The organism is Streptomyces sp. NPDC052773, assembly GCF_044547145.1.
GTDB lineage: Bacteria > Actinomycetota > Actinomycetes > Streptomycetales > Streptomycetaceae > Streptomyces.
Genome location: NZ_JBITZX010000021.1, coordinates 22,896 through 44,312 on the forward strand (window position 1 = coordinate 22,896; position 21,417 = coordinate 44,312).

The following is a 21,417-nucleotide window of genomic DNA, read 5'->3' on the forward strand; positions in this document are numbered from 1 at the left end:
CCGTAGTACCTGAGAGGGACGCCGAAGGACCCCTCTCCGTGGTGACGACGGTGACCCCCCGACCGGCCTAACGTTTCGAGCGTGACCGAGACGCCCCAGACGCACCCGACACACTCCGCGAGCCGCGCGGACTCCGTGTACGCGGACTCCGCGGACTCCGCGTACGCCCCCTACAAGCCGCGCAGCCCCGAGTACCGGCTGGCCGCCGACGCCCTGCGCGGCCTGCGCCAGGACCTGTTCCTCGACGCCTTCGCCTACCGCCCGCTGCCCCGCATGGCGGTGGACGGCCCGATCACCCGGCGACTGGGCGGCAGGCTGCGGGAGTACGCGGTCTGGACCCCGCACGCGCTGATCTGCGCGGCCGGCTTCCTCGCCCTGCTGGTCGCCTCGCTGAGCGGCAACGACGGGTCCATGGAACCGGTCATCTGCCTGTTCGCGCTGGCCCCGGTGCTGCTCACCCTGGCCCGCCCGGTCGCCGCGTTCTGGGCGTCGACGGCCGCGACCTTCCTCAGCACCGTCCTCGCCGGCGCCTGGCAGGACTGGCCGTGGCCACCCGGCGCGTTCATATCCCACCTGGTGGTGCTGACCGTCGTCGCGATCCGCACCCGGCCCCGCACCGCGGCGTGGATGTGGCTGCTGACCGCCGCGTACGGCTTCTTCGCCGAGAGCCTCTTCGGCTGGGGCCACTACAGCACCAACACCGGGCCCATGCTGGTCCTCTCGGCCCTGATCCTCCTGGTCGTCACCGTCTGGCACATCCGCCGGGAGGCCGAGCAGGAGGTCACCGCCCAGCAGACGGTGACCGCGCACGAGCGGTCCCGGCGCACCCTCCTGGAGGAGCGCACCACGATCGCCCGGGAGCTGCACGACGTGGTCGCCCACCACATGTCGGTGGTCGCCATCCAGGCCGAGGCCGCGCCCTACCGGGTGGAGAACCCGCCGCCGGAGCTGGAGCGCGCCTTCGCGACGATCCGGGAGAACGCGGTCGCCGCGCTCACCGAACTGCGCCGCGTGCTCGGCGTGGTCCGCGCCGAGGACTACGAGGCCCCGGACGCCCCGCAGCCCACCCTCGCCGACCTGGACGCGCTGCTCGCCAATGTGCGCGACGCCGGACTGGAGGTGGACAAGACGGTGACCGGAGCGGTGCGCGAACTGCCGCAGGGCGTGGAGCTGTCGGCGTACCGGATCGTGCAGGAGGCGCTGAGCAACACCCTCAGACACGCGCCCGGCGCGAGCGCCCGCGTCGAGATCGGCTACGTCCTCGGCGGGCTCGGCCTGCGCGTCGTCAACACCGCCCCACCGAAGCCGTCCCTGGTCAAGCCCTCGCCCGGCGCCGGCCACGGCATCACCGGGATGCGCGAGCGGGTCTCGATGCTGGGCGGCGAGATGACGGCGGGCCGCACGGACGAGGGAGGCTACGAGGTGACGGTGTTCCTGCCCGTCCCGACGGCGAGCGAGGACGACGCATGACCATCCGCGTCCTGATCGCGGACGACCAGATGATGGTGCGCGAGGGCTTCTCGGTCCTGCTGAACGCGATGCCGGACATCGAGGTCGTCGGCGAGGCGGTCAACGGCCGGGAGGCGGTCGACCGGGTCCGGGAGCTGTCGCCGGACGTCGTGCTGATGGACATCCGCATGCCGGAGCTGAACGGCATCGAGGCGACCCGGGAGATCGTCGCCGCGGACGGTACGGCGAAGGTGCTGGTGCTGACCACGTTCGACCTGGACGAGTACGTGTACCAGGCGCTGCGCGCGGGAGCCTCCGGCTTCCTGCTGAAGGACGCCTCGGCGCGGCAGCTCGCCGAGGGCGTGCGGGTGGTGGCGTCCGGGGAGGCGCTGCTCGCCCCGTCGGTCACCAAGCGGCTGATCACCGAGTTCTCCAAGCTGGCCGAGAGCCCGAAGGTCCTGCCGCAGACGCGAGAGGCGTACGGCGATCTCACCGACCGGGAGACGGAGGTGCTGGTCCTCATCGCGCACGGCCTGTCGAACGCGGAGATCGCGGAGCGACTGGTGGTCGCCGAGTCCACGATCAAGACCCATGTCAGCCGCATCCTGGTGAAGCTGGGCCTCAGAGACCGCACCCAGGCGGCGGTGTTCGCCTACGAGGCGCGGCTGGTGACGCCGGGCTGATCAGGCGGTGAGGGCGACGAGCAGCGTGAGGAGGAAGCAGACGAGGGCGAGGGCACCCAGGAGGCACATGGGGAAGAGCATGATTCCGCGGCCGAGGAGGAACTCGCGCTCGACGCCGTTGAAGGGGTCGCCGGGGTCGTAGATCACCTCGACCTGCTCGCCGCGGTAGTCGCGGGGTGCGTAGGCGTAGGGCCGGCCGGTGAGGTCGGCGAACTTGTAGATGTGCATGCCGTCGACGTAGCCGTCGTACTGGGCGATCACCGTGACGCCGTCCTTGGACAACCGCCACGACGGCTTGCCGAACGGCATGACCCGCAGGCCGGCGAGCAGGAAGACACCGGTGCAGAAGGCCCCCACCCCCACCACGAGGACGAGTTCGGGGGTGTCGGAGTCGCTGGTGAGCACGCCGAGCACGCCGTGCACCAGAAGGAAGGCGAGCGTGCCCAGCCGGCCCCGCAGCCGCTTCCGGGCCCGCGCCCGCTCGGCGTCCAGGGTCCGCACGGTGACCAGGGCGGCCCCGTCGGCGGCACGGTCGGACACCGGGGGGAGCGCGGCGCCGACGGCCTCGGCGAAAGCGCGGGCGGCGGTCTCGCCGACGTCCTCGATCCGGTGGGCGGCCGGAGCCGTCCCGGGCGCCGCCGTCAGGGTGACCTCGACGGACCGGCGCTCGGCGCGGACCGCGGCGACGGCCGCCAGGGGTATGCGGTGCTCCTTCGCCGCCCGGCGAAGGACCAGTGCGGACCCGTCGAACTCGAGGGCGGTGTTCTTGCGGCCCCGCAGGACGGGCACGGACGGCGTGATCGACATGGGCGCGATCGTAAGGGGGGAACTGGGCATTCCGGCCCCTGGTCAGGCACGGGTCCGCCGGGCTAGCGTCCGTGCATGGCAGCCTTCGACCCGTGGGACCCGGCGTTCCTCGCCGACCCGTACCCCGCCTACGCCGAGCTGCGCGCCCGGGGCCGCGTGCACCACTACGAGCCCACGAACCAGTGGCTGGTCCCGCACCACGCGGACGTCTCGGCGCTGCTGCGGGACCGCCGGCTGGGGCGGACCTATCAGCACCGCTTCTCGCACGAGGAGTTCGGGCGCACCCCGCCCCCGCCGGAGCAGGAGCCGTTCCACACCCTCAACGACCACGGGATGCTGGACCTGGAGCCACCGGACCACACCCGGATCCGGCGGCTGGTGTCGAAGGCGTTCACGCCGCGCACGGTGGAGCGGCTGAAGCCGTATGTGGAGCGGCTGGCCGGGGAACTGGTCGACGGGCTGGTCCGGCGGGGCGGCGGCGATCTGCTCGCCGAGGTCGCCGAGCCGCTGCCGGTCGCGGTGATCGCCGAGATGCTGGGCGTGCCGGAGTCCGACCGGGCGCCGCTGCGGCCGTGGTCGGCGGACATCTGCGGGATGTACGAGCTGAACCCGTCGAAGGAGACGGCGGCGCGGGCGGTGCGGGCGTCGGTGGAGTTCTCGGACTACCTGCGGGAGCTGATCGCCGAGCGCCGCAAGGACCCGGGCGACGATCTGATCTCGGGTCTGATCGCGGCGCACGACGAGGACGACCGGCTCACCGAGCAGGAGATGATCTCGACCTGTGTGCTGCTGCTGAACGCGGGCCACGAGGCGACCGTGAACGCCACGGTCAACGGCTGGTGGGCGCTGCTGCGCCACCCGGACCAGCTTGCGGCGCTGCGCGCGGACCACTCCCTGGTCCCCGCCGCGATCGAGGAGCTGATGCGCTACGACACCCCGCTCCAGCTGTTCGAGCGCTGGGTGCTGGACGACATCGAGATCGACGGGACGGTGATCCCGCGGGGAGCGGAGCTGGCGCTGCTGTTCGGCTCCGCCAACCACGACCCCGCGGTGTTCACCGAGCCCGGCCGCCTGGACCTCACCCGCGAGGAGAACCCGCACATCTCGTTCAGCGCCGGCATCCACTACTGCATCGGCGCCCCCCTGGCCCGGCTCGAACTGGCCGCGTCCATGCGGGCGCTGCTGGAGCGGGCCCCGACGTTGTCCCTGGCGTCGGAGCCGAAACGCAAGCCGAACTTCGTGATCCGGGGGCTGGAGGGGCTGGACGTCGAGATCGCGTGACCGGCGCCGGGCCTGCGCTCAGGACGTGACCAGGTCCCGGCGTCGCAGCCCCGCCAGGCCGACCGTCACCAGTGCCGCCGCCAGGGCGGTGAGGAGCAGCAGCGGCGTCCACTCCATCTCCCCGCCCGGCAGCTTCGGCAGATGACCGAACGGGGAGAGATCCAGCACCGCCCGCGGCACGTCCAGCGCGGGCCCGACCCAGCCGAGCAGCAGCACCGCCCCGGCGACGGCCCACGCCGCGCCCGCCGCCCGGGGCAGCAGCCCGTTCAGCAGGACCGCCACCCCGCCGATCACCCACACCGCGGGCACCTGCGCCAGGCACGCGCCCAGCAGCGGCCCCACCCGCCCGCCGTGGCCGACGGCGAAGCCCAGCCCGGCCAGGAGCATGATCAGCACCGTGCCGCCGAACGCCACCGCCAGATGGCCCGCGGCCCACCGCAGCCGCCCCACCGCGTTGGCCAGCACCGGCTCGGCCCGCCCGGAGGTCTCCTCGCCGTGCAGACGCAGCACCGAGGCGACGATGTACAGGGCCGCGACGAGCCCCAGCATCCCGGTCATCGCCGACAGGAACGCGTCGGTCAGCCCCGCCTGACCACCCATCCGCTCGATGATCCGCCGCGCGTCGGCGTTGTCCCCGACCAGGTCGGCCGCGCCCTCCGCCATCGCGCCGTACACCACCCCGGCGAGCAGGAAGCCGATGCTCCAGCCGACGAGAGCGCCCCGCTGCAGCCGCCAGGCCAGCGCGGTCGCGCTGCCGAGGCGCCCGGCGGCCGGTCCGGGCCGGGCGGGCAGGAAGCTCATGCCGATGTCCCGGCGCCCGGCGAGGGCGTAGGCGACCGCGCCCTGGAGCAGCGCCGCCCCGGCGAACAGCAGCAGCACCCACCAGCGTTCGCCCGCGAACGGCCGCAGGTTCTCCAGCCAGCCCAGCGGCGACAGCCAGGTCAGCACCGACGAGCCGTCGTCGGTGGCCGAGTCGCCCGCCGCGCGCAGCACGAACGCCGCGCCCAGCACCGCCGCGGTCAGGCCCCGGGCAGCCCGGGCGCTCTGGGTGAGCTGGGCGGCGATCGCGGCCGTCGTGGCGAAGAGCATGCCGACGCCCGCGATTCCGAGCCCGAGCGCCAGTGCGCCCGCCGCGCCGTGCCCGGCGAGTCCCGCCGTCACCAGCAGGGCGAGGGCGGCGCAGGTGATCGCGGCGGTCAGCAGGGCCGCGGTGAGGGAGGCCCGGCGGCCCACGATCCCGGAGGCGATCAGTTCCTGACGGCCGCTCTCCTCCTCGTCGCGGGTGTGCCGCACGACGACGAGCAGGCAGGTCACGGCGGCCAGCGCACCGGCGTACACCCCCACCCGCCAGGCGGTCAGCGCGCCCAGCGAGTCGCCGAAGACCGGGCCGACCATCGCGCGCAGCGAGGAGTTGGTCTCCATCTGCCGCATGAGGCCGGCGCGTTCGGCCGCCGTGCCGTACAGGCCCCTCAGCGTGTTCGGCATGGACAGCACCATCAGCGCGTTGACGGCGACCCAGACCGGGATCATCAGCCGGTCGCGGCGCAGCGCGAAGCGCAGCAGGGTGCCGGTGCCGGCCAGCGGGCGCGAGCCGCCGCCGGACCGTACGGCGAGGGCGGTTGCGGTGGCGGTCATCGGGCCGCCCCTTCCGCGGGCTCGTCCTGGTAGTGCCGCAGGAACAGCTCCTCCAGCGTGGGCGGTGTCGAGGTGAGCGAGCGCACGCCCGCCTCGCCGAGCTGCCGCAGTACGGCGTCGAGCTTGTCGGTGTCGACCTGGAGCCGGACCCGCCGCCCCCGGACGTCGAGGTCGTGCACCCCGGGCAGCCGGGACAGCCCGTTCGGCGGTCCGGCCAGCTCGGCGGTGACGCTGGTGCGGGTCAGATGCCGCAGCTCGGCGAGCGATCCGCTCTCCACGGTGCGCCCCTTGCGGATGATGCTGACCCGGTCGCACAGCTCCTCCACCTCGCTGAGGATGTGCGAGGAGAGCAGGATGGTCCGCCCGCGCTCGCGTTCCTCGGTGACGCACCGCCGGAAGACCTCCTCCATCAGCGGGTCGAGGCCGGAGGTCGGCTCGTCGAGGATCAGCAGATCGACGTCGCAGGCGAAGGCGGCGACCAGGGCGACCTTCTGCCGGTTGCCCTTGGAGTACGTGCGCCCCTTCTTCGTCGGGTCCAGCTCGAACCGCTCGATCAGCTCCGCCCGCCGCCGCGCGTCGAGGCCGCCGCGCAGCCGCCCGTACAGGTCGATGACCTCGCCGCCGGAGAGATTGCGCCACAGCGTCACGTCGCCGGGGACGTAGGCGATACGGCGGTGCAGGTCGACGGCGTCCGCCCACGGGTCGCGGCCGAGCACCCGCGCGGCGCCGGAGTCGGCGCGCAGCAGGCCGAGCAGGACCCGGATGGCGGTGGACTTTCCGGCCCCGTTGGGCCCGAGGAAGCCGTGGACCTCGCCGGACTCCACGTCCAGGTCGAGACCGTCGAGTGCGTGCGTCCGGCCGAACGACTTGCGCAGTCCGGAGACGGTGATGGCCTTGGTCATGCTTCGGAACGTACGCTTCTTTCAGAAATTTGTGAAGTTAAGGAAGCGTATAAAACGCGACTAGACTCGGATGGGGACCGGCCGGACGGCGCCGGGCAGGGGAGATGATCGACGGCATGACGGACACAGCCGGAGCGGCACACGGAGGGGCGCGCGACCCCGAGACGGTCTCCCGGTTCGTGGAGCACTTCGCGGCCCAGCTCGTCGAGGCGGGCGTCCCGCGCATGCCGGCCCGCGTCTTCGCCGCGCTGCTCGCCTCCGACAGCGGCGCCCTCACCTCCGCCGAACTCGGCGACCAGCTCAAGATCAGCCCCGCGGCGGTCTCCGGCGCGGTGCGCTACCTCGCCCAGGTCCACCTGGTCTCCCGCGAACGCGAGCCCGGCTCCCGCCGCGAGCGCTACCGGGTCCACAACGACCAGTGGTACGAGGCGCTGACCAACCGCGAGGCGATCATCAAACGCTGGGAGGACGCCCTCCGCGAGGGCGTCACCACCCTCGGCCCCGACACCCCCGCAGGCCACCGCCTCGCCGAAACCCTGGCCTTCTTCGAGTTCGTGGAGGGCGAGCTGGAGACCTTGATGGCGCGCTGGCGGCAGAGGCGGCAGGAGTTGTTCGGCCGGTGACCTGGTGATCCGCCGAAAGGATCACACGACCGTAGTCGTTTCGCTACGCTGGGTGCTGCCTGGTCTGCGGCGAGGGGAGGGCGCATCATGACTTTGATGACTGAGCGACCGACGGCAAGCGGCACCGAGGCCGGCAGCTTCGAGGAGCTGCTCGACACCCTCGACAAGTGGGACGTGCCCGGCTTCAGGGCCGAGGTCATCAGGGGGAGCATCGTCTTGTCGCCGTGGTCCAAGGGTTACTACCAGCGCGTGATGCGGTTGGTGTGCAAGCAGGTGGAGCCGCACCTTCCCGAAGATCACGAGATCAGCTGCGCGCCCTTCCTGTATGTCTTCACGGGGGAGGAACGCGCGTACGGACCCGACATCCACGTCGCGCCCCGGCAGGTCTTCGAGACGACCCGCACCCGCCTCGACGGCGAAGCCCTGACCCTGGCCGCCGAGCTGACCTCCTCCGCCACCCGTGACGACGACCTGACGGACAAGGTCGTGGTCTACGGGCGGGCCGGTGTCCCCGTGTACCTGCTGCTGGACATGCAGGAGGAGCAGGCCACCGTCTTCTGGGACCCCTCTCCCAAGGGGTACGAGTCCCGTCAGACGAGGCCGTTCGGAGAGAAGCTGGACCTCCCCGCTCCGTTCGGGTGCTCCCTCGACACCAGCGGCTTCCGGGCTCCCCGGCGGGAGGCCGAGGCGCGGGACGCGCGGGACCAGGAGCAGACCCGGGGCTGACTCACCCGGCCGGCACCGGCACCATCAGCCCCAGTGCCCCCTCCGACACCGTCCACGTCCTGCGCCGTACCGGGCCCGTGACCTGGGTGTCGGCGCTGTAGTGGAAGGCGGGGCCGGTGACCGTGACCGTGCGGCCCTCCGCGCGCAGGGGGGTGGCCTCCGCGCCCACGGAGAGGGGGCGTGCCTCGACCTCGGCGAGGCCGGACGGGCCCGGGGTCACCGAGATGGCCGTCAGGGGCTGGCCGAGGTCCACCAGGGTGCGGCCGTCGACCTCCACGCGCAGCCGGGCCGGTCCGGTGGGGCCCGGCGGGGCGGCGGTGGCCACGCGGGCGGGGCGTGACGGCACCAGGGTGCGGACCAGTGACTGGCAGGTCCGCAGCCACGGCCGGCTCACGGCGGTGGCCCCGTTCGGCGCCGTATGCCCGCCCGGCAGCGGCGGGATGCCGACCGCGCCGACCACCACCCCGTCGCTGTCGTCGACCAGCAGGTCCAGCCGCCGCTCCACGCCCTCCAGCACCGCCCGCGCCGCCGCCACCGTGCCCGTCGGCACGCCGAGGGACCGTGCCAGCGACAGCACCCCCGAACCGGCGCCCACCGGCACCAGCGACAGCACACATCCGGCCAGGTCCCGCTGCCGGTGCAAAAGGGACACGGCCCGCACCAGCGCCCGGTCGTCACCGACCACGACCGGGCGGCGTGAGCCGCGCCGGGCCAGCATCCGGGCGAATTCCTCCGGACCGTCCGGGAGGCACACCTTGATGGCCGCACCCGCGCTGAGCACGTCTTTCGCGATTCGCGCGGACTCCGAGTCCACTCGCCGGGCGACCGGATCGATGATCACCAACAGCTGCTCGGGCGTCGCGGAAGTCGCCACCTCGGTCATGCCTCGCTTCCTCGGGTAGCATCTTTGTGCAAGAGCCCCTTGCGCTATTGCGCCAGGGGCTTCGTCTATTCCGGGGCATCCGGTCCGACGGGTTGCGGCCGACGAAGGTCGCCGGCGTGCGAGGCACACTCCGTGTCACGTGCGCCCCTGACCTTGGACATGCCCCGCCCGGAAGGGGTGTACGCGCGTGCCCGCACTTGTGCTGCTCGGTGCTCAGTGGGGTGACGAAGGCAAGGGAAAGGCGACGGACCTGCTCGGCGGATCCGTCGACTACGTGGTGCGTTACCAGGGCGGCAACAACGCCGGCCACACGGTAGTCGTGGGCGATCAGAAGTACGCCCTCCACCTGCTCCCTTCCGGAATCCTGTCCCCCGGCTGTACGCCGGTCATCGGTAACGGCGTCGTCGTCGACCCGTCGGTCCTGCTCTCCGAGCTGAGCGGGCTGAACGAGCGCGGCGTCGACACGTCGAAGCTCCTGATCAGCGGTAACGCGCACATCATCACGCCGTACAACGTGACCGTCGACAAGGTGACGGAACGCTTCCTCGGCAAGCGCAAGATCGGCACCACCGGCCGCGGCATCGGCCCGACCTACGCCGACAAGATCAACCGCGTCGGCATCCGCGTCCAGGACCTGTACGACGAGTCGATCCTGCGGCAGAAGGTCGAGGCGGCCCTCGACGTCAAGAACCAGATCCTCACCAAGCTCTACAACCGCCGCGCCATCGCCGTGGACCAGGTGGTCGAGGAGCTGCTGGGCTACGCCGAGCAGATCCAGCCGTACGTCGCCGACACCGTGCTGGTCCTGAACAAGGCGCTGGACGAGGACAAGGTCGTGCTCTTCGAGGGCGGCCAGGGCACCCTCCTCGACATCGACCACGGCACGTATCCGTTCGTGACCTCGTCGAACCCGACCGCGGGCGGCGCCTGCACCGGCGCGGGCGTGGGCCCGACCCGGATCAGCCGCGTCATCGGCATCCTCAAGGCGTACACCACCCGCGTCGGCGCCGGCCCGTTCCCGACCGAGCTGTTCGACGAGGACGGCGAGGCGCTGCGCCGGATCGGCGGCGAGCGGGGCGTCACCACCGGCCGTGACCGCCGCTGCGGCTGGTTCGACGCGGTCATCGCCCGCTACGCGACCCGCGTGAACGGCCTGACCGACTTCTTCCTCACCAAGCTCGACGTGCTCACCGGCTGGGAGCAGATCCCCGTCTGCGTCGCCTACGAGATCGACGGCAAGCGCGTCGAGGAGCTGCCGTACTCGCAGACCGACTTCCACCACGCGAAGCCGATCTACGAGATGCTGCCGGGCTGGTCGGAAGACATCAGCAAGGCCAAGACCTTCTCCGACCTCCCGAAGAACGCCCAGGCGTACGTCAAGGCGCTCGAGGAGATGTCCGGCGCCCCGATCTCCGCGATCGGCGTGGGCCCGGGCCGGGACGAGACGATCGAGATCAACCCGTTCATCTGAGGTGCGTGAGAGCACCCTGGGTGCCTGAGGCAGGGACCCCGCCGCGAACCGGCGGGGTCCTCCGCCGTTCACGGCCGGGTTCGGGCACTGGTCGGCCCGCGTCCGGCCCGGTCGGCCCGGTCGGCCCGTTCAGCCGGGTTCGGGCTCCGTGCGGCGGGGTCTCCTGCCGTTCACGGCCGGGTTCGGGCCCCGTGCGGCGGGGTCCCCTGCCGTTCTCGGCCCGGGTTCGGGCCCCGTGCGGCCCGGTCGGGCCCGGTCGGGCACGTTCGCGGCCCGTCCCCGGCCCCGGCCCGGGTCTGGGGGCCTCGTATGCCGGCCGGGCCTCGCCGCACCCGCCCGGCGTCATCCGTTCGGTTGACCCCCGCCTCGTCCGTTCCGGGCGGCGGTCGTACCCGGTGCGCCGACGGGGCGGGCCGGTGGGCGGGCACAGCATGGACGGCATGCAGAACATCAAGCGAATCTCCCCGCGCACCCGCCTCCTCACCGGCGGCGCCCTCGTCGCCGCCGTCGCCCTCGGGACCGTCGGCGCCGTCTCGGCCCACGCCGGCTCCCCGGAGCGGAGCGCTCCCGCCGCCGTCCAGGCCGACGCCCAGAACCGGGACCTGTTCCAGACCTCCCACCTGACGATCGACGCCGCGACCGAGGCCGCGCGGGCCGCGCTGGACGCCGCCGAGCAGGAGGGCCAGCGGGTCACCGTCGCCGTCGTCGACCGCAACGGCAACACCATCGTCACCCTGCGCGGCGACGGCGCCGGACCGCAGTCGTACGAGTCGGCCGAGCGCAAGGCGTACACCGCCGTGTCCTGGAACGCGCCCACCTCCGAGCTGGCCAAGCGCCTCCAGAACGCCCCGAACCTCAAGGACATCCCCGGCACGCTCTTCCTCGCGGGCGGCGCCCCCGTCACCGCCAAGGGCGCCCCGGTCGCGGGCATCGGTGTCGCGGGCGCCCCCTCCGGCGACCTCGACGAGAAGTTCGCCCGGGCCGGCGTCGCCGCCCTGAACGACTGACCGGGCCGCCGTGCGCGGTACGCCCGTCCGGACCCCGGTGGCGCACGCGGCCCCCGCGCCGTGCGCCGCCGGGCGTTCGCCGCGCTGCGCGACCTGACCCGCCCGAGGAGTTCCCCCATGAGCCCGAGGACGTCGCCGCCCCCCCCGGACGGCCGCACCGCCTACGTCACCGGAGGCTTCACCCGCGACGGCCACTGGAACGGCATCACCGTCGTCGACCTCGGCAGCGAGCGCACCCGCCGACTGCCGGCCGGGGAGCGCCCCCTCGGCATCGCCGTGCTGTGACTGTGATGTGCGGGGAACTGGCGAGCGGGGAAGGGGAGTTGGGGATACAGGGACATGCATGGACGCATGAGCGGCGGCAGCGGCGCGAGCGGTACGGCCGCGGCTGCCGGGGGAGGAGCGGGGGTGCGTTTCACACTCGGCGTACAGGCGGCGAGCGGCGACCACGCGGGCGCCACGGACGAGTTGTACGACTGGCTGCGCCAGGATCCCGAACTGCGCGGCCTGGTGCGGCGCGACCTCGCGGACAGCGCGCCCGCCGGGGCGATGGGCGGTGCCTGGAGCGAGCTGCTGACCCTGCTGCTCGCCCCCGGCGGCCCCACCGCGGCGGCCGGCGCCGCCCTCGTCGTCTGGCTCCAGAACCGGCGGAGCAATGTGACCGTCACCATCAACCGGCCGGACGGCACCCAGCTGGTGGTCGCCTCCGAGAAGGTCCGGCCGCTGACCGCGGAGGGCACCGGCGAGCTGGCCCAGCGCGTGGCGGAGGCCCTGCGGGAGCCCTCGGCCCGGGAGACGGACGAGCGGGATCCGGCCGGAGACGACCCGGCCGGAGACGACCCGGCCGAAGATGACCCGGCCGGAGACGATCCGGCCGGAGACGACCCGGCCGGGTCAGACGGCTCCCGGCGGGCCGAGGGGGCGCGCTGACCATGCCGTTAGGGGGAGGGTCCACGCCGTCGGAGGGACGGTCCACGCCGTCAGGGGGACGGTCCACGCCGTCAGGGGAAGGGGCAACGCCGTCAGGGGGAGGGGCAACGCCGTCAGGGGGAGGGGCGACGCCGTCAGGAGGAGGGCCGGACCTGACCGGGCCCGGCTGCCACGCGGTCGTGGTCGGCACGGGCCGCCACCCGGGAGACCGGCTGCACGATCTCCCCGCGGCCGTGCCCTCCGCCGAGGCGCTGGCCGAGACGTTGCGCACCCACTGCGGCATGGGCGACCGGGTCCGCGTGCTGACGAACCCCGCGTCGCCGAGCGAGGTGCTGGAGGCGCTGGCGGAGGCCGCCGACCGGGCGGCGCCCACCGAGGAACGGCCCGAGAGCGGCATCGTCGTGTTCTGCTTCGTCGGCCACGGTCTGCGCGGACCCGGCGGACGGCTGTACCTGGCGACGGCGGCGACCAAGTCCCTCACGGACACCGCCCACTCGGTGCCCTACGCCGAGATCGAGCGCTACCTCGCCGACGCCGCCGCGGACCCGGTGCTGATCCTCGACTGCTGCTTCGCCGGGAACGCCCGGGAACCCGGCCGCGCCCCCGCCCCGGACCCGTTCGGCGCGTCCCGCCCCCAGGGCAGCTATCTGCTCGGATCCGCCCAGCGCAACACCCTGGCGTACGCCCCGAAGGGCGCCGAGTACACCCTGTTCACGGGGCATCTGCTGAAGCTGCTGCGGGAGGGCGACGCGGGCGCCGCCCGCCTGCTGACGCTCGGCGGGGTCTACCGCCTGCTCGACCAGCGGCTCCAGGGCGAGGCGGCCCGCCCCTACGGCGGTGGCACCGCCCGCATGGCCGAACTGGTCCTCACCGCCAATCGCCGCTATCCCGCGCGGCCCGCAGCGGACGGCCCGGCGGCGCCGGAGGATGACGCGGACGCCGTGTGCCCGTACCCGGGCCTGCGGCCGTTCCTGCCCGAACAGCACCACCTCTTCTTCGGCCGCGAGGAGATGACGGAGCGTCTGCTGTCCAGAGTCGCCGGCATCCGGCCGGGGGAGCCGCTGGTCCTCATCGGCAACTCCGGCGTCGGCAAGTCGTCGCTGCTGCGGGCCGGGCTGAGCGTGGCGGCCCAGCGCGCCGGACTGGGTCCGGTGTGCCTGGTGCCCGCACCGGGCGCGCGGCCGTTCCGGCGGCTCGCCGAGGCGTGGGCGCAGGCGGTGGGCCGCCCGCTCGCGGAGGTCGTACGCGATCTGGAACAGGGACGCTTCCCCCGCCCCGAGCCCAGGGCCGGCGGCGGGCCGGTGCCGGGGGTGCTGGTCGTCGACCAGTTGGAGCAGTACTTCACGCACGGTGCGGACGAGGCCGAGCGTGCCCGGTTCGCCGCCGCGCTCACCGCGACCGACGGCCCGCGCGTCGTGCTGGCGCTGCGCGCCGACTACCACGGCGACATCCTCGGCGACCCGCACCTCGCCCCGTTCGCGGAACGCGACCACTTCGTCGTCCCCGCCCTGAACGACGCCGAGATCGAGGCGGCCATCGTGGAGCCCGCCCGGTACGCCGGACTGGAGTGGGAGGCGGGCGTCCCGCGCATCCTGCTGCGCGAGGTGAACGAGGAACGGCGCGGCGGACGCACCGGCGACGCGGCGGCCCTGCCGTATCTGGCCTACGTCCTCCAGGAGATCTGGCTGCGGCGGCGCGGCACCACGCTCACCTACGCCGCGTACCAGGAGGCGGGCGGCATCCGTGACGCGGTCGCCCGCGCCGCCGACCGGATCCACGACGGCCTCGACGAGGACGGCCGCCGGCGGCTGCGCGCCCTGATGCTCGCCATGGTGCAGGTGGCCGACGGCGAGGGCCGGCTGGTGCGCCGCCGGGTGCCGCGCGAGGAACTGGCCGACGCGCGGGACCTGCTCCGCCTCCTCGCCGACGCCCACCTGGTCGTCGTGGACGAGGACGGCGGGGCGCAGCTCGGCCACGACTCCCTGCTGCACGCCTGGGAGCGGCTGACCGGCTGGATCGAGGAGGCCCGCGGCGATCTGCTGCGGCTTCGCCGGCTGACGGCCGCGGCGGAGGGCTGGGACGAGGGCGGACGCGGCCCCAGCGGCCTGTGGCGGGGCTTCGACCTGCGCGAGGCGCGTGAGCTGGCCACCGGCCGGACGGCCGGGGCGGCGCCCGTACGGCAGGTGGTGCGCGACTTCGTCACCGCGAGCGAGGCCGCCGAGCGGCGCCGCCGCCGCGCCGTCCGGGCGTGGGTCTCCGTGCTGTCGGCGCTGACCCTGGTGGCGGCCTCCCTGGCGGGCTGGGCGTTCTACGAGAACGGGCAGGCGGCGAGCCGGGAGCGGGCCCTGATCGCCCGCGAGCTGGCGAGCCGCGCGGACCGCATCCGCGACCGCGACCCGGGGACGGCGCTGCGCCTCAGCCTGGCCGCGTACCGCACGGCCGAGACCCCGGAGACCCGCTCCAGCCTGTACGCGTCGGCGATCACCCTGACCCCGGTCCACCTCACCCCCGCCGAGCCCCACCGCGAGCCCGTCCTGAACCTCGCCTACCGCTCGGACGGCAAGGCGCTGGCCGCGAGCCACCGGGACGGCCGGGTGCAGCTGTGGGATCTGTCCGATCCCGGGCGGCCGGCCGAGGGAAGCCGCTTCCGGCTGAACGGCAGACCCGTCCTCGCCCACCACCCCGTCAAGCCACTGCTGGCCGCGCAGACCGGCACGGAACTGACCCTGTGGAACACCGCGGACCCGCAGCGGCCCGAGCGGCTGGCGCGCCTGCCGGTCGAGGACAGCACGACGACGTTCGGCGTGGCGTTCAGCGGGGACGGCCGGACCCTGGCGTCCGGCGGCGACAAGGGCCGGCTGCGGCTGTGGGACGTTTCCGACCCGGCGCGCCCGGCGCTGCGCGCGCAGCGCACGGTGGCCGAAGCCGAGCTGATCTCCCTGGCGTTCACCCGTGACGGACACCATCTGGTCACCGGCAACGGCAACGGGCCGGGGAAGAACGGCCATCCCGCCCAGGTGCGGCTGTGGGACCTGAGCGATCCCGGCCGGCCCATCCTGCTGGACACCGAGCGAACCGCCACGGTCACGTCCGTCGCCGCACACCCGCGCCGCGACCTGGTCGTCGCCAACGGCGGCGAGGGCGTGACGGCCTGGTGGCGGGTGGTGGACGGACGGGAACTGCGGCGGGTGCGCGCCGAGGACTACTCGGACAGGTGGGGCGGCTACTACGGCATGCCGCAGCTCGCGTTCAGCCCGGACGGCAGATTCCTCGCCGGGGCGGACCGCAAGGACGGCGTACGGCGGCTCAGGGCGACGGCCAAGACGGCCGAGCTGGCGGAGATGAAGCCGGAACTCCCCGTGCTGTCCGCGGGGCAGCCGGTCCAGTCGGTCGCCTACAGCCCCGACAGCCGCTACCTCGCCGCCGGTGAGGTGGGCGGCGAGATCCGGCTGTGGACCGAACACACCTGGGCTCGCGCGCTCCCCGGCTACCTGCCCGTGCAGGAGGTGGCGGGCACCAGCCCCGTCAGCGCCGACGGCAGGCTGCTCATCGTCAAGAAGGACGAGCCGGACTACTCCACGACCACCCGGATCTGGACCATCGGCGACCACGGCTCGGCGAAGCCGCGCTACACCCTCCCGAAGGGCTGGGAGGCGAACTGGTTCCTGACCGGCCGGCGCGGCGGCGACCCGGTTCTGCTGGCCCACCACTGGACCGGAGGGCTCGACCACACCCTCCAGCTCTGGCGGTTCGGCGCCGAGGGCCCGCCGCGCAGAAGCACGAGTATCCGGTTCACCGCCGACGTCCCGCACATCACCGTCAGCCCCGACGGCCGGCTGCTGGCCGTGGGCTCGCGGGAGGAGCGGGCCATCGCCCTGTGGGACATCAGCGACCCCGCGAAGCCGGTACGCCGGGCCGACATCCCCACGCGGGCGAACGGCGGGCTCTTCGCCACGGGAACCCTGTGGTTCGCGGGCCCGCACACCGTCGTGACGGTCGAGAACGAATGGCACCTGCGGTTCTGGGACGTTTCCGACCCCGACCGTCCCCGCATGGGCGACGTGATCGAGGACGCGGCGCTGCGCGAGGGCGCGATGTACGACGACACCTCGAAGCTGCTCATCACCGAGGACAGCGGCGACACGATCCGGCTGTACGACCTCCCCCGGCCCGCGCGGCCGGCCGAGGGTGGGCGGATCCCGGCCGCTCCGGGGAGCTACTTCCCCTCCGGGAAGGGCGAACTGGCGACCGCGGTCGCCGACGGCACGATCGAGTTCTGGGACGTCTCCGATCCCCACAAGCCGAGGAAGAAGACCAGGACCGTACGCCTCGACCGCGCCATCACGTCCCTCGCCGTCACCGCCGACGGGCGGCACGCCATCACCGGCGAGCCGTACCGCATCTGGTCCCTGGGCCGCGACGGCCGCTGGGTGACCCCGGAGTTCGCCACCCTGGACACCGCGGAGTCCGTCCGGCTGCCCTCGGGCAGAAGCTGGCTGGCCGTGACCGCCGAGACCGAATCACCCCGCCTGCCCAACGAGGAGAACACCTACATTCTCGACTACGACACCGACCGCCTCTACAAGGCCATGTGCCGCTCACAACCCGTCAGCCTGTCCCAGGACCGCTGGAAGGCACTGTTCCCGCACCTGGACCACCGCCCCTCCTGCGACTGAGGAGCGGCCCCGGGACCCCGGCTCAGCTGAACACGATCATCGACCCCTGCGCCAGACTCCGCGTCGCCGCCGCGTGCAGCCCCAGCCAGACGTGCCGCTCGCGGGCGAACGGGCTCGGGTCGTACGGGGCGGGGACGGCGGGCTCCTCCAACTCGGTCGGCCCGAGCGGCGGTTGCGGGGCCGCCGGGGGGTTGGCCGGGTCGATGCCGAGGGTCGGGGCGACGAGTTCCAGCTCGCGCAGCAGCGTCTGCGAGGAGCCCAGCGGGCCGCCGCCCGCGAGGAGGTCGTCGTTGGACAGGGGGTGCGGGAAGTCGACGGGGACGTAGGCGCCCGCGTGGTCGTAGTGCCAGACCAGGTGGGACTGCTGGGCCGTCGACTCGAACATCTCCAGCAACTGCTCGTAGTCGCCGCCCAGTTCGTCGACCGGGGTCACCGGCAGCCCGCAGACCTGGAGCAGGTAGGCCCGGCGCAGGAAGTGCAGCGCGTCGTAGTCGAACCCGGCGACCGGGGCGACCTCGCCGGACAGGCCCGGCATGTACTGGTACACCGGCACCGGCGGCAGTCCGGCCGCGGCGAGCGCCTGGTTGTATTGCGCGAGTTCCTCGGCGAAGGGGTTGTCCGGCGTGTGGCACAACACGTCGACGAGCGGGACCAGCCACAGGTCACAGGCCAAAAGAGGGCTCCTCGGGTACGAGCGCACGCGGGTGGTCAGGGAAGCGTAATGGGTGGGGGCCGCACGGGTCCCCACCCGTACCGGTCCCCTCTCGTACCGGTCCCATACCCACAACGGCCGCCGACCGCCCGTCAGTCACCCACCGGCCCCGCACCGGTCGGCCGTCAGCGGCCCGTCAGTCGCCCGCCAGCCGTTCGATCAGCCTGAGCGAGTGCGTGTTGTACGCGGCGATGAGCGCCCGCGCGGTCTCGATGTCGCGGCGCGCCAGGGCGTCCACCAGTTCGGTGTGCCCGGCCCACAGCTGCCCGCGCAGATCGGTCAGCCGGCGCAGATGCTGCACCGCGCACACCCAGGACTGCACGCGCAGCCGGTGCAGGAAGTCGGCGAGGTAGGGGTTGCCGAACAGGCCGCTCAGCTCGCGCCAGAAGCGCAGGTCGTAGCCGATGAGCACGGTGAGGTCCCCGGCGGTGGCGGCGCGCTGGGCCTCCTCGCCGCGCCGCCGCACGCCCGCGAGCGCGGTCGCCGTGCGCGGGTCGTCGGGGTCCCGGAAGCCGCGGTGGCCCTCGCCGAGCGCCTGGAACATGCCGTCGGTGACCAGGCTGCGGGCCTCGACCAGGCCGCGGAAGTCCTCGGCGGAGTACTCGCGGACGTGGAAGCCGCGATGCTGGTCGGCCTCCAGCAGGCCCTGCGCGGACAGATCGACCAGCGCCTCGCGCACCGGGGTCGCCGAGACCCCGTACTGGTCGGCGATCTCCTTGACGGTGAACTCCTGCCCCGGCTGGAGCCGCCCCGCCAGCACCTCGTCACGCAACGCGTCCGCGATCTGCTGCCGCAGGGTGCTACGGGTCACAGCGCCGTTGCCGCTGGTGCCGGGCATGGTGGGGGGACTCCCTCGTGCGTTCGAATGGCGGGGCACGATTGTGCCTACGAGCACGCCACCATACGCGCTCCCCCCACCGGGGGTAATGGGTTGCGCAGCGACCCGGCCGCCTACTCCGCCACGTACTCGTCGGCCACCGCGAGCGCCGCGTCCAGCGCCGCGAGGCCTTCCTTCAGCTCGGCCTCGGTGACGTTGCACGGCGGCACGACATGGGTGCGGTTCATGTTGATGAAGGGCCAGATGCCGTGGGCCTTGGCGGCGGCGCCGAACGCGGCCATCGGGGCGTTCGCCTCACCGGCCGCGTTGTACGGCACCAGCGGCTCGCGGGTCTCCCGGTTCTTCACCAGCTCCAGCGCCCAGAACATGCCGACGCCGCGCACCTCGCCCACGCTCGGGTGCCGCTCGGCCAGCTCCCGCAGCCCCGGCTCCACGACCTCGGCGCCGAGCCGCGCCGCGTGCTCGACCACGCCCTCCTCGGCCATCACGTTGATCGTCGCGACGGCGGCGGCGCAGGCGAGGGGGTGCCCGGAGTAGGTGAGTCCGCCCGGGTAGGGCCGCCGGGCGAAGGTCTCCGCGATGGCGCCGGAGATCGCGACGCCGCCCAGCGGGACGTATCCGCTGTTCACGCCCTTGGCGAAGGTCATCAGGTCGGGGGTGACACCGAACAGGTCGGCGGCGAACCACTCACCGGTGCGCCCGAAGCCCGCCATGACCTCGTCGAGGATGAAGACGATCCCGTACTTGTCGCAGATCTCCCGCACCCCGGCGAGGTAGCCGGGCGGCGGCACCATGATCCCGGCCGTGCCGGGGACGGTCTCCAGGATGATCGCGGCGACGGTCTGCGGTCCCTCGAAGGCGATCGTCGTCTCCAGGTGCTCCAGCGCCCGCGCGCACTCCTGCTCCTCGGTCTCGGCGTAGAAGCGGGAGCGGTAGAGGAAGGGCGCCCAGAAGTGCACGACCCCGGCGGTCGCGCTGTCGCTGGCCCAGCGGCGCGGGTCGCCGGTGACGTTGACCGCCTGCTGGGTGCCGCCGTGGTACGAGCGGTAGGCGGAGAGCACCTTGGGGCGGCCGGTGTGCAGCCGGGCCATGCGCACCGCGTGCTCGACGGCGTCGGCGCCGCCGTTGGTGAAGAAGATCTTGTCCAGGTCGCCGGGGGTGCGCTCGGCGATCAGCCGGGCGGCCTCCGAGCGCGCCTCGATGGCGAACGCGGGCGCGAAGGTGGTCATCTTCGCCGCCTGCTCCTGGATCGCGGCGACGACCTTGGGGTGCTGGTAGCCGATGTTCGTGTAGACGAGGCCGCTGGTGAAGTCCAGGTAGCGCTTGCCGTCGTAGTCCCAGAAGTACGACCCCTCGGCGCCGGCGACGGCGAGCGGGTCGATGAGCTCCTGCGCGGACCAGGAGTGGAAGACGTGCGCGCGGTCCGCGGCCTTCACGGCGGCACCGGCCTGGGCGTCGGGAACGGGATGAGGGGTCATGCGGGCGAGCGTAGATGTCCGCGATGCGGACGCGGTATCGGCGTCCTGTCTGTGGTCAGGGCCTTTCCGCGACAGGTTGTCGACGAAGGGCCGTCCCCAGACCCATTGACAGCAGGCTGTCGAAATGACAGCCTACTGTCATAAGGGATTCCGTACGGGATCCCGCCCGAGGAGGAGCCATGAGCACGGGAACCATGAGCACGGGAACCACCAGCCGCAAGCCCGTCCACCTCGCCGTCTACGACACCCTCGCCGACTGGGAGCCCGGCCACGCCACCGCCCACCTCGCCCGCGCGGGGCATGAGATCCGCACGGTCGGACCCACCACGGCCCCCGTCCGCACCCTCGGCGGCCTGCGCGTCCAGCCCGACCTCGCCCTGGCCGGCCTGCGGCCCGAGGACAGCGCGCTGCTGATCCTCCCGGGCGCCGACCTCTGGGACACGAGCGACGACCTCGCGCCGTTCGCCCGCAAGGCCCGCGAGTTCCTCGACGCGGGCGTCCCCGTCGCCGCGATCTGCGGCGCCACCGCCGGACTCGCCCGCGAGGGCCTGCTCGACGACCGCGCCCACACCAGCGCCGTCTCCTTCTACCTGGCCGCCACCGGCTACCGGGGCGGCGAGAGGTACGTCGACGCCGACGCGGTCACCGACGGCCGACTGATCACCGCCGGCCCCACCGAGCCGGTCGCCTTCGCCCGCGAGATCCTGGGCCTGCTCGGGGTCTACGAGGGCGAGGTGCTGGACGCCTGGTACCGCCTCTTCCACGACTCCGACATCGAGGCGTACGCCGTCCTGGAGAAGGCGGGGGCGCTGTGAGCCGCGCGCGGCAGGACCTGTTCAGCCGGAGCGCGATCGGCGTGTTCCGGCTGAACGGCCAGTTCCTCGCCGTCGCCGAGGAGCTGGCCCGGCCCGCCGGGCTCACCGCGGCCTGGTGGCAGGTGCTGGGCGCGGTGCTGCGCGAACCGCTGCCGGTGGCCGGTGTCGCCCGTGCCATGGGCATCACCCGGCAGAGCGTGCAGCGCATCGCGGACCTGCTGGTCGAGCGGGGCCTCGCCGAGTACCGCCCCAACCCGGCCCACCGCCGCGCCAAACTCCTCGCGCCCACCGAGGAGGGCCGCGCCGCGATCACCCGCATCGACCCCGGGCACGCCGCCTACGCCGACCGGCTCGCGGACGCCTTCGGCGAGGCGGAACTCGCCGCCGCCGTCGAGGCGCTGGAGCGGCTGTCGAAGGCGCTGGACGAACTGGGGCCGCCCGCCGCGCCTGTTACGGAACCGTAGACGGCACGGCGCACGACTCCACCCACGGCCGCACTAT

The 21,417-nt window shown here is 73.4% G+C and carries 19 protein-coding genes; 12 read left to right on the forward strand and 7 right to left on the reverse strand.

Going from position 1 to position 21,417, the window contains the following annotated elements; genetic code table 11:
* Window positions 1-81: 81 nt before the first annotated feature.
* Together ACIG0D_RS32595 and ACIG0D_RS32600 are read left to right on the forward strand one after the other, a co-directional pair.
* A complete protein-coding gene (locus ACIG0D_RS32595; RefSeq protein ID WP_399808264.1) occupies window positions 82-1,470 on the forward strand; it encodes a sensor histidine kinase in 1,389 nt (462 codons plus the stop codon).
* Complete coding sequence (locus ACIG0D_RS32600) at window positions 1,467-2,132, forward strand: response regulator (RefSeq protein WP_399808266.1); 666 nt, start codon at window positions 1,467-1,469, stop codon at window positions 2,130-2,132. Before ACIG0D_RS32595 ends, ACIG0D_RS32600 begins: the two co-directional genes overlap by 4 nt.
* Here ACIG0D_RS32600 and ACIG0D_RS32605 read toward each other — a convergent pair whose 3' ends face one another.
* Complete coding sequence (locus ACIG0D_RS32605) at window positions 2,133-2,939, reverse strand: hypothetical protein (RefSeq protein ID WP_399808269.1); 807 nt, start codon at window positions 2,937-2,939, stop codon at window positions 2,133-2,135.
* 75 nt (window positions 2,940-3,014) lie between these two features.
* On the opposite strand from ACIG0D_RS32605, the gene ACIG0D_RS32610 reads away from it, so the two are divergent.
* Window positions 3,015-4,220, forward strand: coding sequence for a cytochrome P450 (locus ACIG0D_RS32610; protein ID WP_399808271.1), 1,206 nt, complete (start codon window positions 3,015-3,017; stop codon window positions 4,218-4,220).
* A gap of 18 nt (window positions 4,221-4,238) precedes the next feature.
* Here the strand turns inward: ACIG0D_RS32610 and ACIG0D_RS32615 are convergent, their stop codons facing one another.
* Together ACIG0D_RS32615 and ACIG0D_RS32620 are read right to left on the reverse strand one after the other, a co-directional pair.
* Window positions 4,239-5,855, reverse strand: a complete 1,617-nt coding sequence (locus ACIG0D_RS32615; protein ID WP_399808273.1) for an ABC transporter permease — start codon at window positions 5,853-5,855, stop codon at window positions 4,239-4,241.
* Window positions 5,852-6,757, reverse strand: coding sequence for an ATP-binding cassette domain-containing protein (locus ACIG0D_RS32620; protein WP_399808275.1), 906 nt, complete (start codon window positions 6,755-6,757; stop codon window positions 5,852-5,854). Before ACIG0D_RS32620 ends, ACIG0D_RS32615 begins: the two co-directional genes overlap by 4 nt.
* Window positions 6,758-6,873: 116 nt before the next feature.
* Between ACIG0D_RS32620 and ACIG0D_RS32625 the strand changes: the two genes are divergently transcribed.
* Both ACIG0D_RS32625 and ACIG0D_RS32630 read left to right on the forward strand, forming a co-directional pair.
* A complete protein-coding gene (locus ACIG0D_RS32625; protein ID WP_399808278.1) occupies window positions 6,874-7,380 on the forward strand; it encodes a GbsR/MarR family transcriptional regulator in 507 nt (168 codons plus the stop codon).
* 87 nt (window positions 7,381-7,467) lie between these two features.
* The gene (locus ACIG0D_RS32630; protein ID WP_399808280.1) at window positions 7,468-8,106 is read left to right on the forward strand and encodes a Uma2 family endonuclease; all 639 of its coding nucleotides are present in this window, start codon (window positions 7,468-7,470) and stop codon (window positions 8,104-8,106) included.
* Between the two features lies 1 nt (window position 8,107).
* Here ACIG0D_RS32630 and ACIG0D_RS32635 read toward each other — a convergent pair whose 3' ends face one another.
* Window positions 8,108-8,989: a diacylglycerol kinase gene (locus ACIG0D_RS32635; RefSeq protein ID WP_399808282.1), complete on the reverse strand. Its 882-nt coding sequence runs from the start codon at window positions 8,987-8,989 to the stop codon at window positions 8,108-8,110.
* A gap of 187 nt (window positions 8,990-9,176) precedes the next feature.
* Between ACIG0D_RS32635 and ACIG0D_RS32640 the strand changes: the two genes are divergently transcribed.
* From ACIG0D_RS32640 to ACIG0D_RS32660, 5 genes are all read left to right on the forward strand, one after another.
* On the forward strand, window positions 9,177-10,460 hold the full coding sequence (locus tag ACIG0D_RS32640) for an adenylosuccinate synthase (RefSeq protein WP_399808284.1): 1,284 nt from the start codon (window positions 9,177-9,179) through the stop codon (window positions 10,458-10,460).
* Between the two features lie 449 nt (window positions 10,461-10,909).
* Window positions 10,910-11,467, forward strand: coding sequence for a heme-binding protein (locus ACIG0D_RS32645; RefSeq protein WP_399808433.1), 558 nt, complete (start codon window positions 10,910-10,912; stop codon window positions 11,465-11,467).
* A gap of 117 nt (window positions 11,468-11,584) precedes the next feature.
* A complete protein-coding gene (locus ACIG0D_RS32650) occupies window positions 11,585-11,752 on the forward strand; it encodes a hypothetical protein (protein WP_399808449.1) in 168 nt (55 codons plus the stop codon).
* A gap of 123 nt (window positions 11,753-11,875) precedes the next feature.
* Window positions 11,876-12,397: a hypothetical protein gene (locus ACIG0D_RS32655; protein WP_399808286.1), complete on the forward strand. Its 522-nt coding sequence runs from the start codon at window positions 11,876-11,878 to the stop codon at window positions 12,395-12,397.
* 179 nt (window positions 12,398-12,576) lie between these two features.
* Window positions 12,577-17,073: a caspase family protein gene (locus tag ACIG0D_RS32660; RefSeq protein WP_399808289.1), complete on the forward strand. Its 4,497-nt coding sequence runs from the start codon at window positions 12,577-12,579 to the stop codon at window positions 17,071-17,073.
* Window positions 17,074-17,095: 22 nt separating this feature from the next.
* Here ACIG0D_RS32660 and ACIG0D_RS32665 read toward each other — a convergent pair whose 3' ends face one another.
* From ACIG0D_RS32665 to ACIG0D_RS32675, 3 genes are all read right to left on the reverse strand, one after another.
* On the reverse strand, window positions 17,096-17,746 hold the full coding sequence (locus ACIG0D_RS32665; protein ID WP_399808291.1) for a hypothetical protein: 651 nt from the start codon (window positions 17,744-17,746) through the stop codon (window positions 17,096-17,098).
* Window positions 17,747-17,921: 175 nt separating this feature from the next.
* Complete coding sequence (locus ACIG0D_RS32670) at window positions 17,922-18,623, reverse strand: GntR family transcriptional regulator (RefSeq protein WP_399808293.1); 702 nt, start codon at window positions 18,621-18,623, stop codon at window positions 17,922-17,924.
* 113 nt (window positions 18,624-18,736) lie between these two features.
* Window positions 18,737-20,101 (reverse strand): aspartate aminotransferase family protein, encoded by a 1,365-nt coding sequence (locus ACIG0D_RS32675; protein WP_399808295.1) that lies wholly within the window; start codon window positions 20,099-20,101, stop codon window positions 18,737-18,739.
* A 179-nt stretch (window positions 20,102-20,280) separates the two neighbouring features.
* On the opposite strand from ACIG0D_RS32675, the gene ACIG0D_RS32680 reads away from it, so the two are divergent.
* Together ACIG0D_RS32680 and ACIG0D_RS32685 are read left to right on the forward strand one after the other, a co-directional pair.
* Complete coding sequence (locus ACIG0D_RS32680) at window positions 20,281-20,916, forward strand: type 1 glutamine amidotransferase family protein (protein ID WP_399808298.1); 636 nt, start codon at window positions 20,281-20,283, stop codon at window positions 20,914-20,916.
* A complete protein-coding gene (locus tag ACIG0D_RS32685; RefSeq protein ID WP_399808300.1) occupies window positions 20,913-21,380 on the forward strand; it encodes a MarR family winged helix-turn-helix transcriptional regulator in 468 nt (155 codons plus the stop codon). Before ACIG0D_RS32680 ends, ACIG0D_RS32685 begins: the two co-directional genes overlap by 4 nt.
* The last annotated feature ends 37 nt before the right edge of the window (window positions 21,381-21,417 follow it).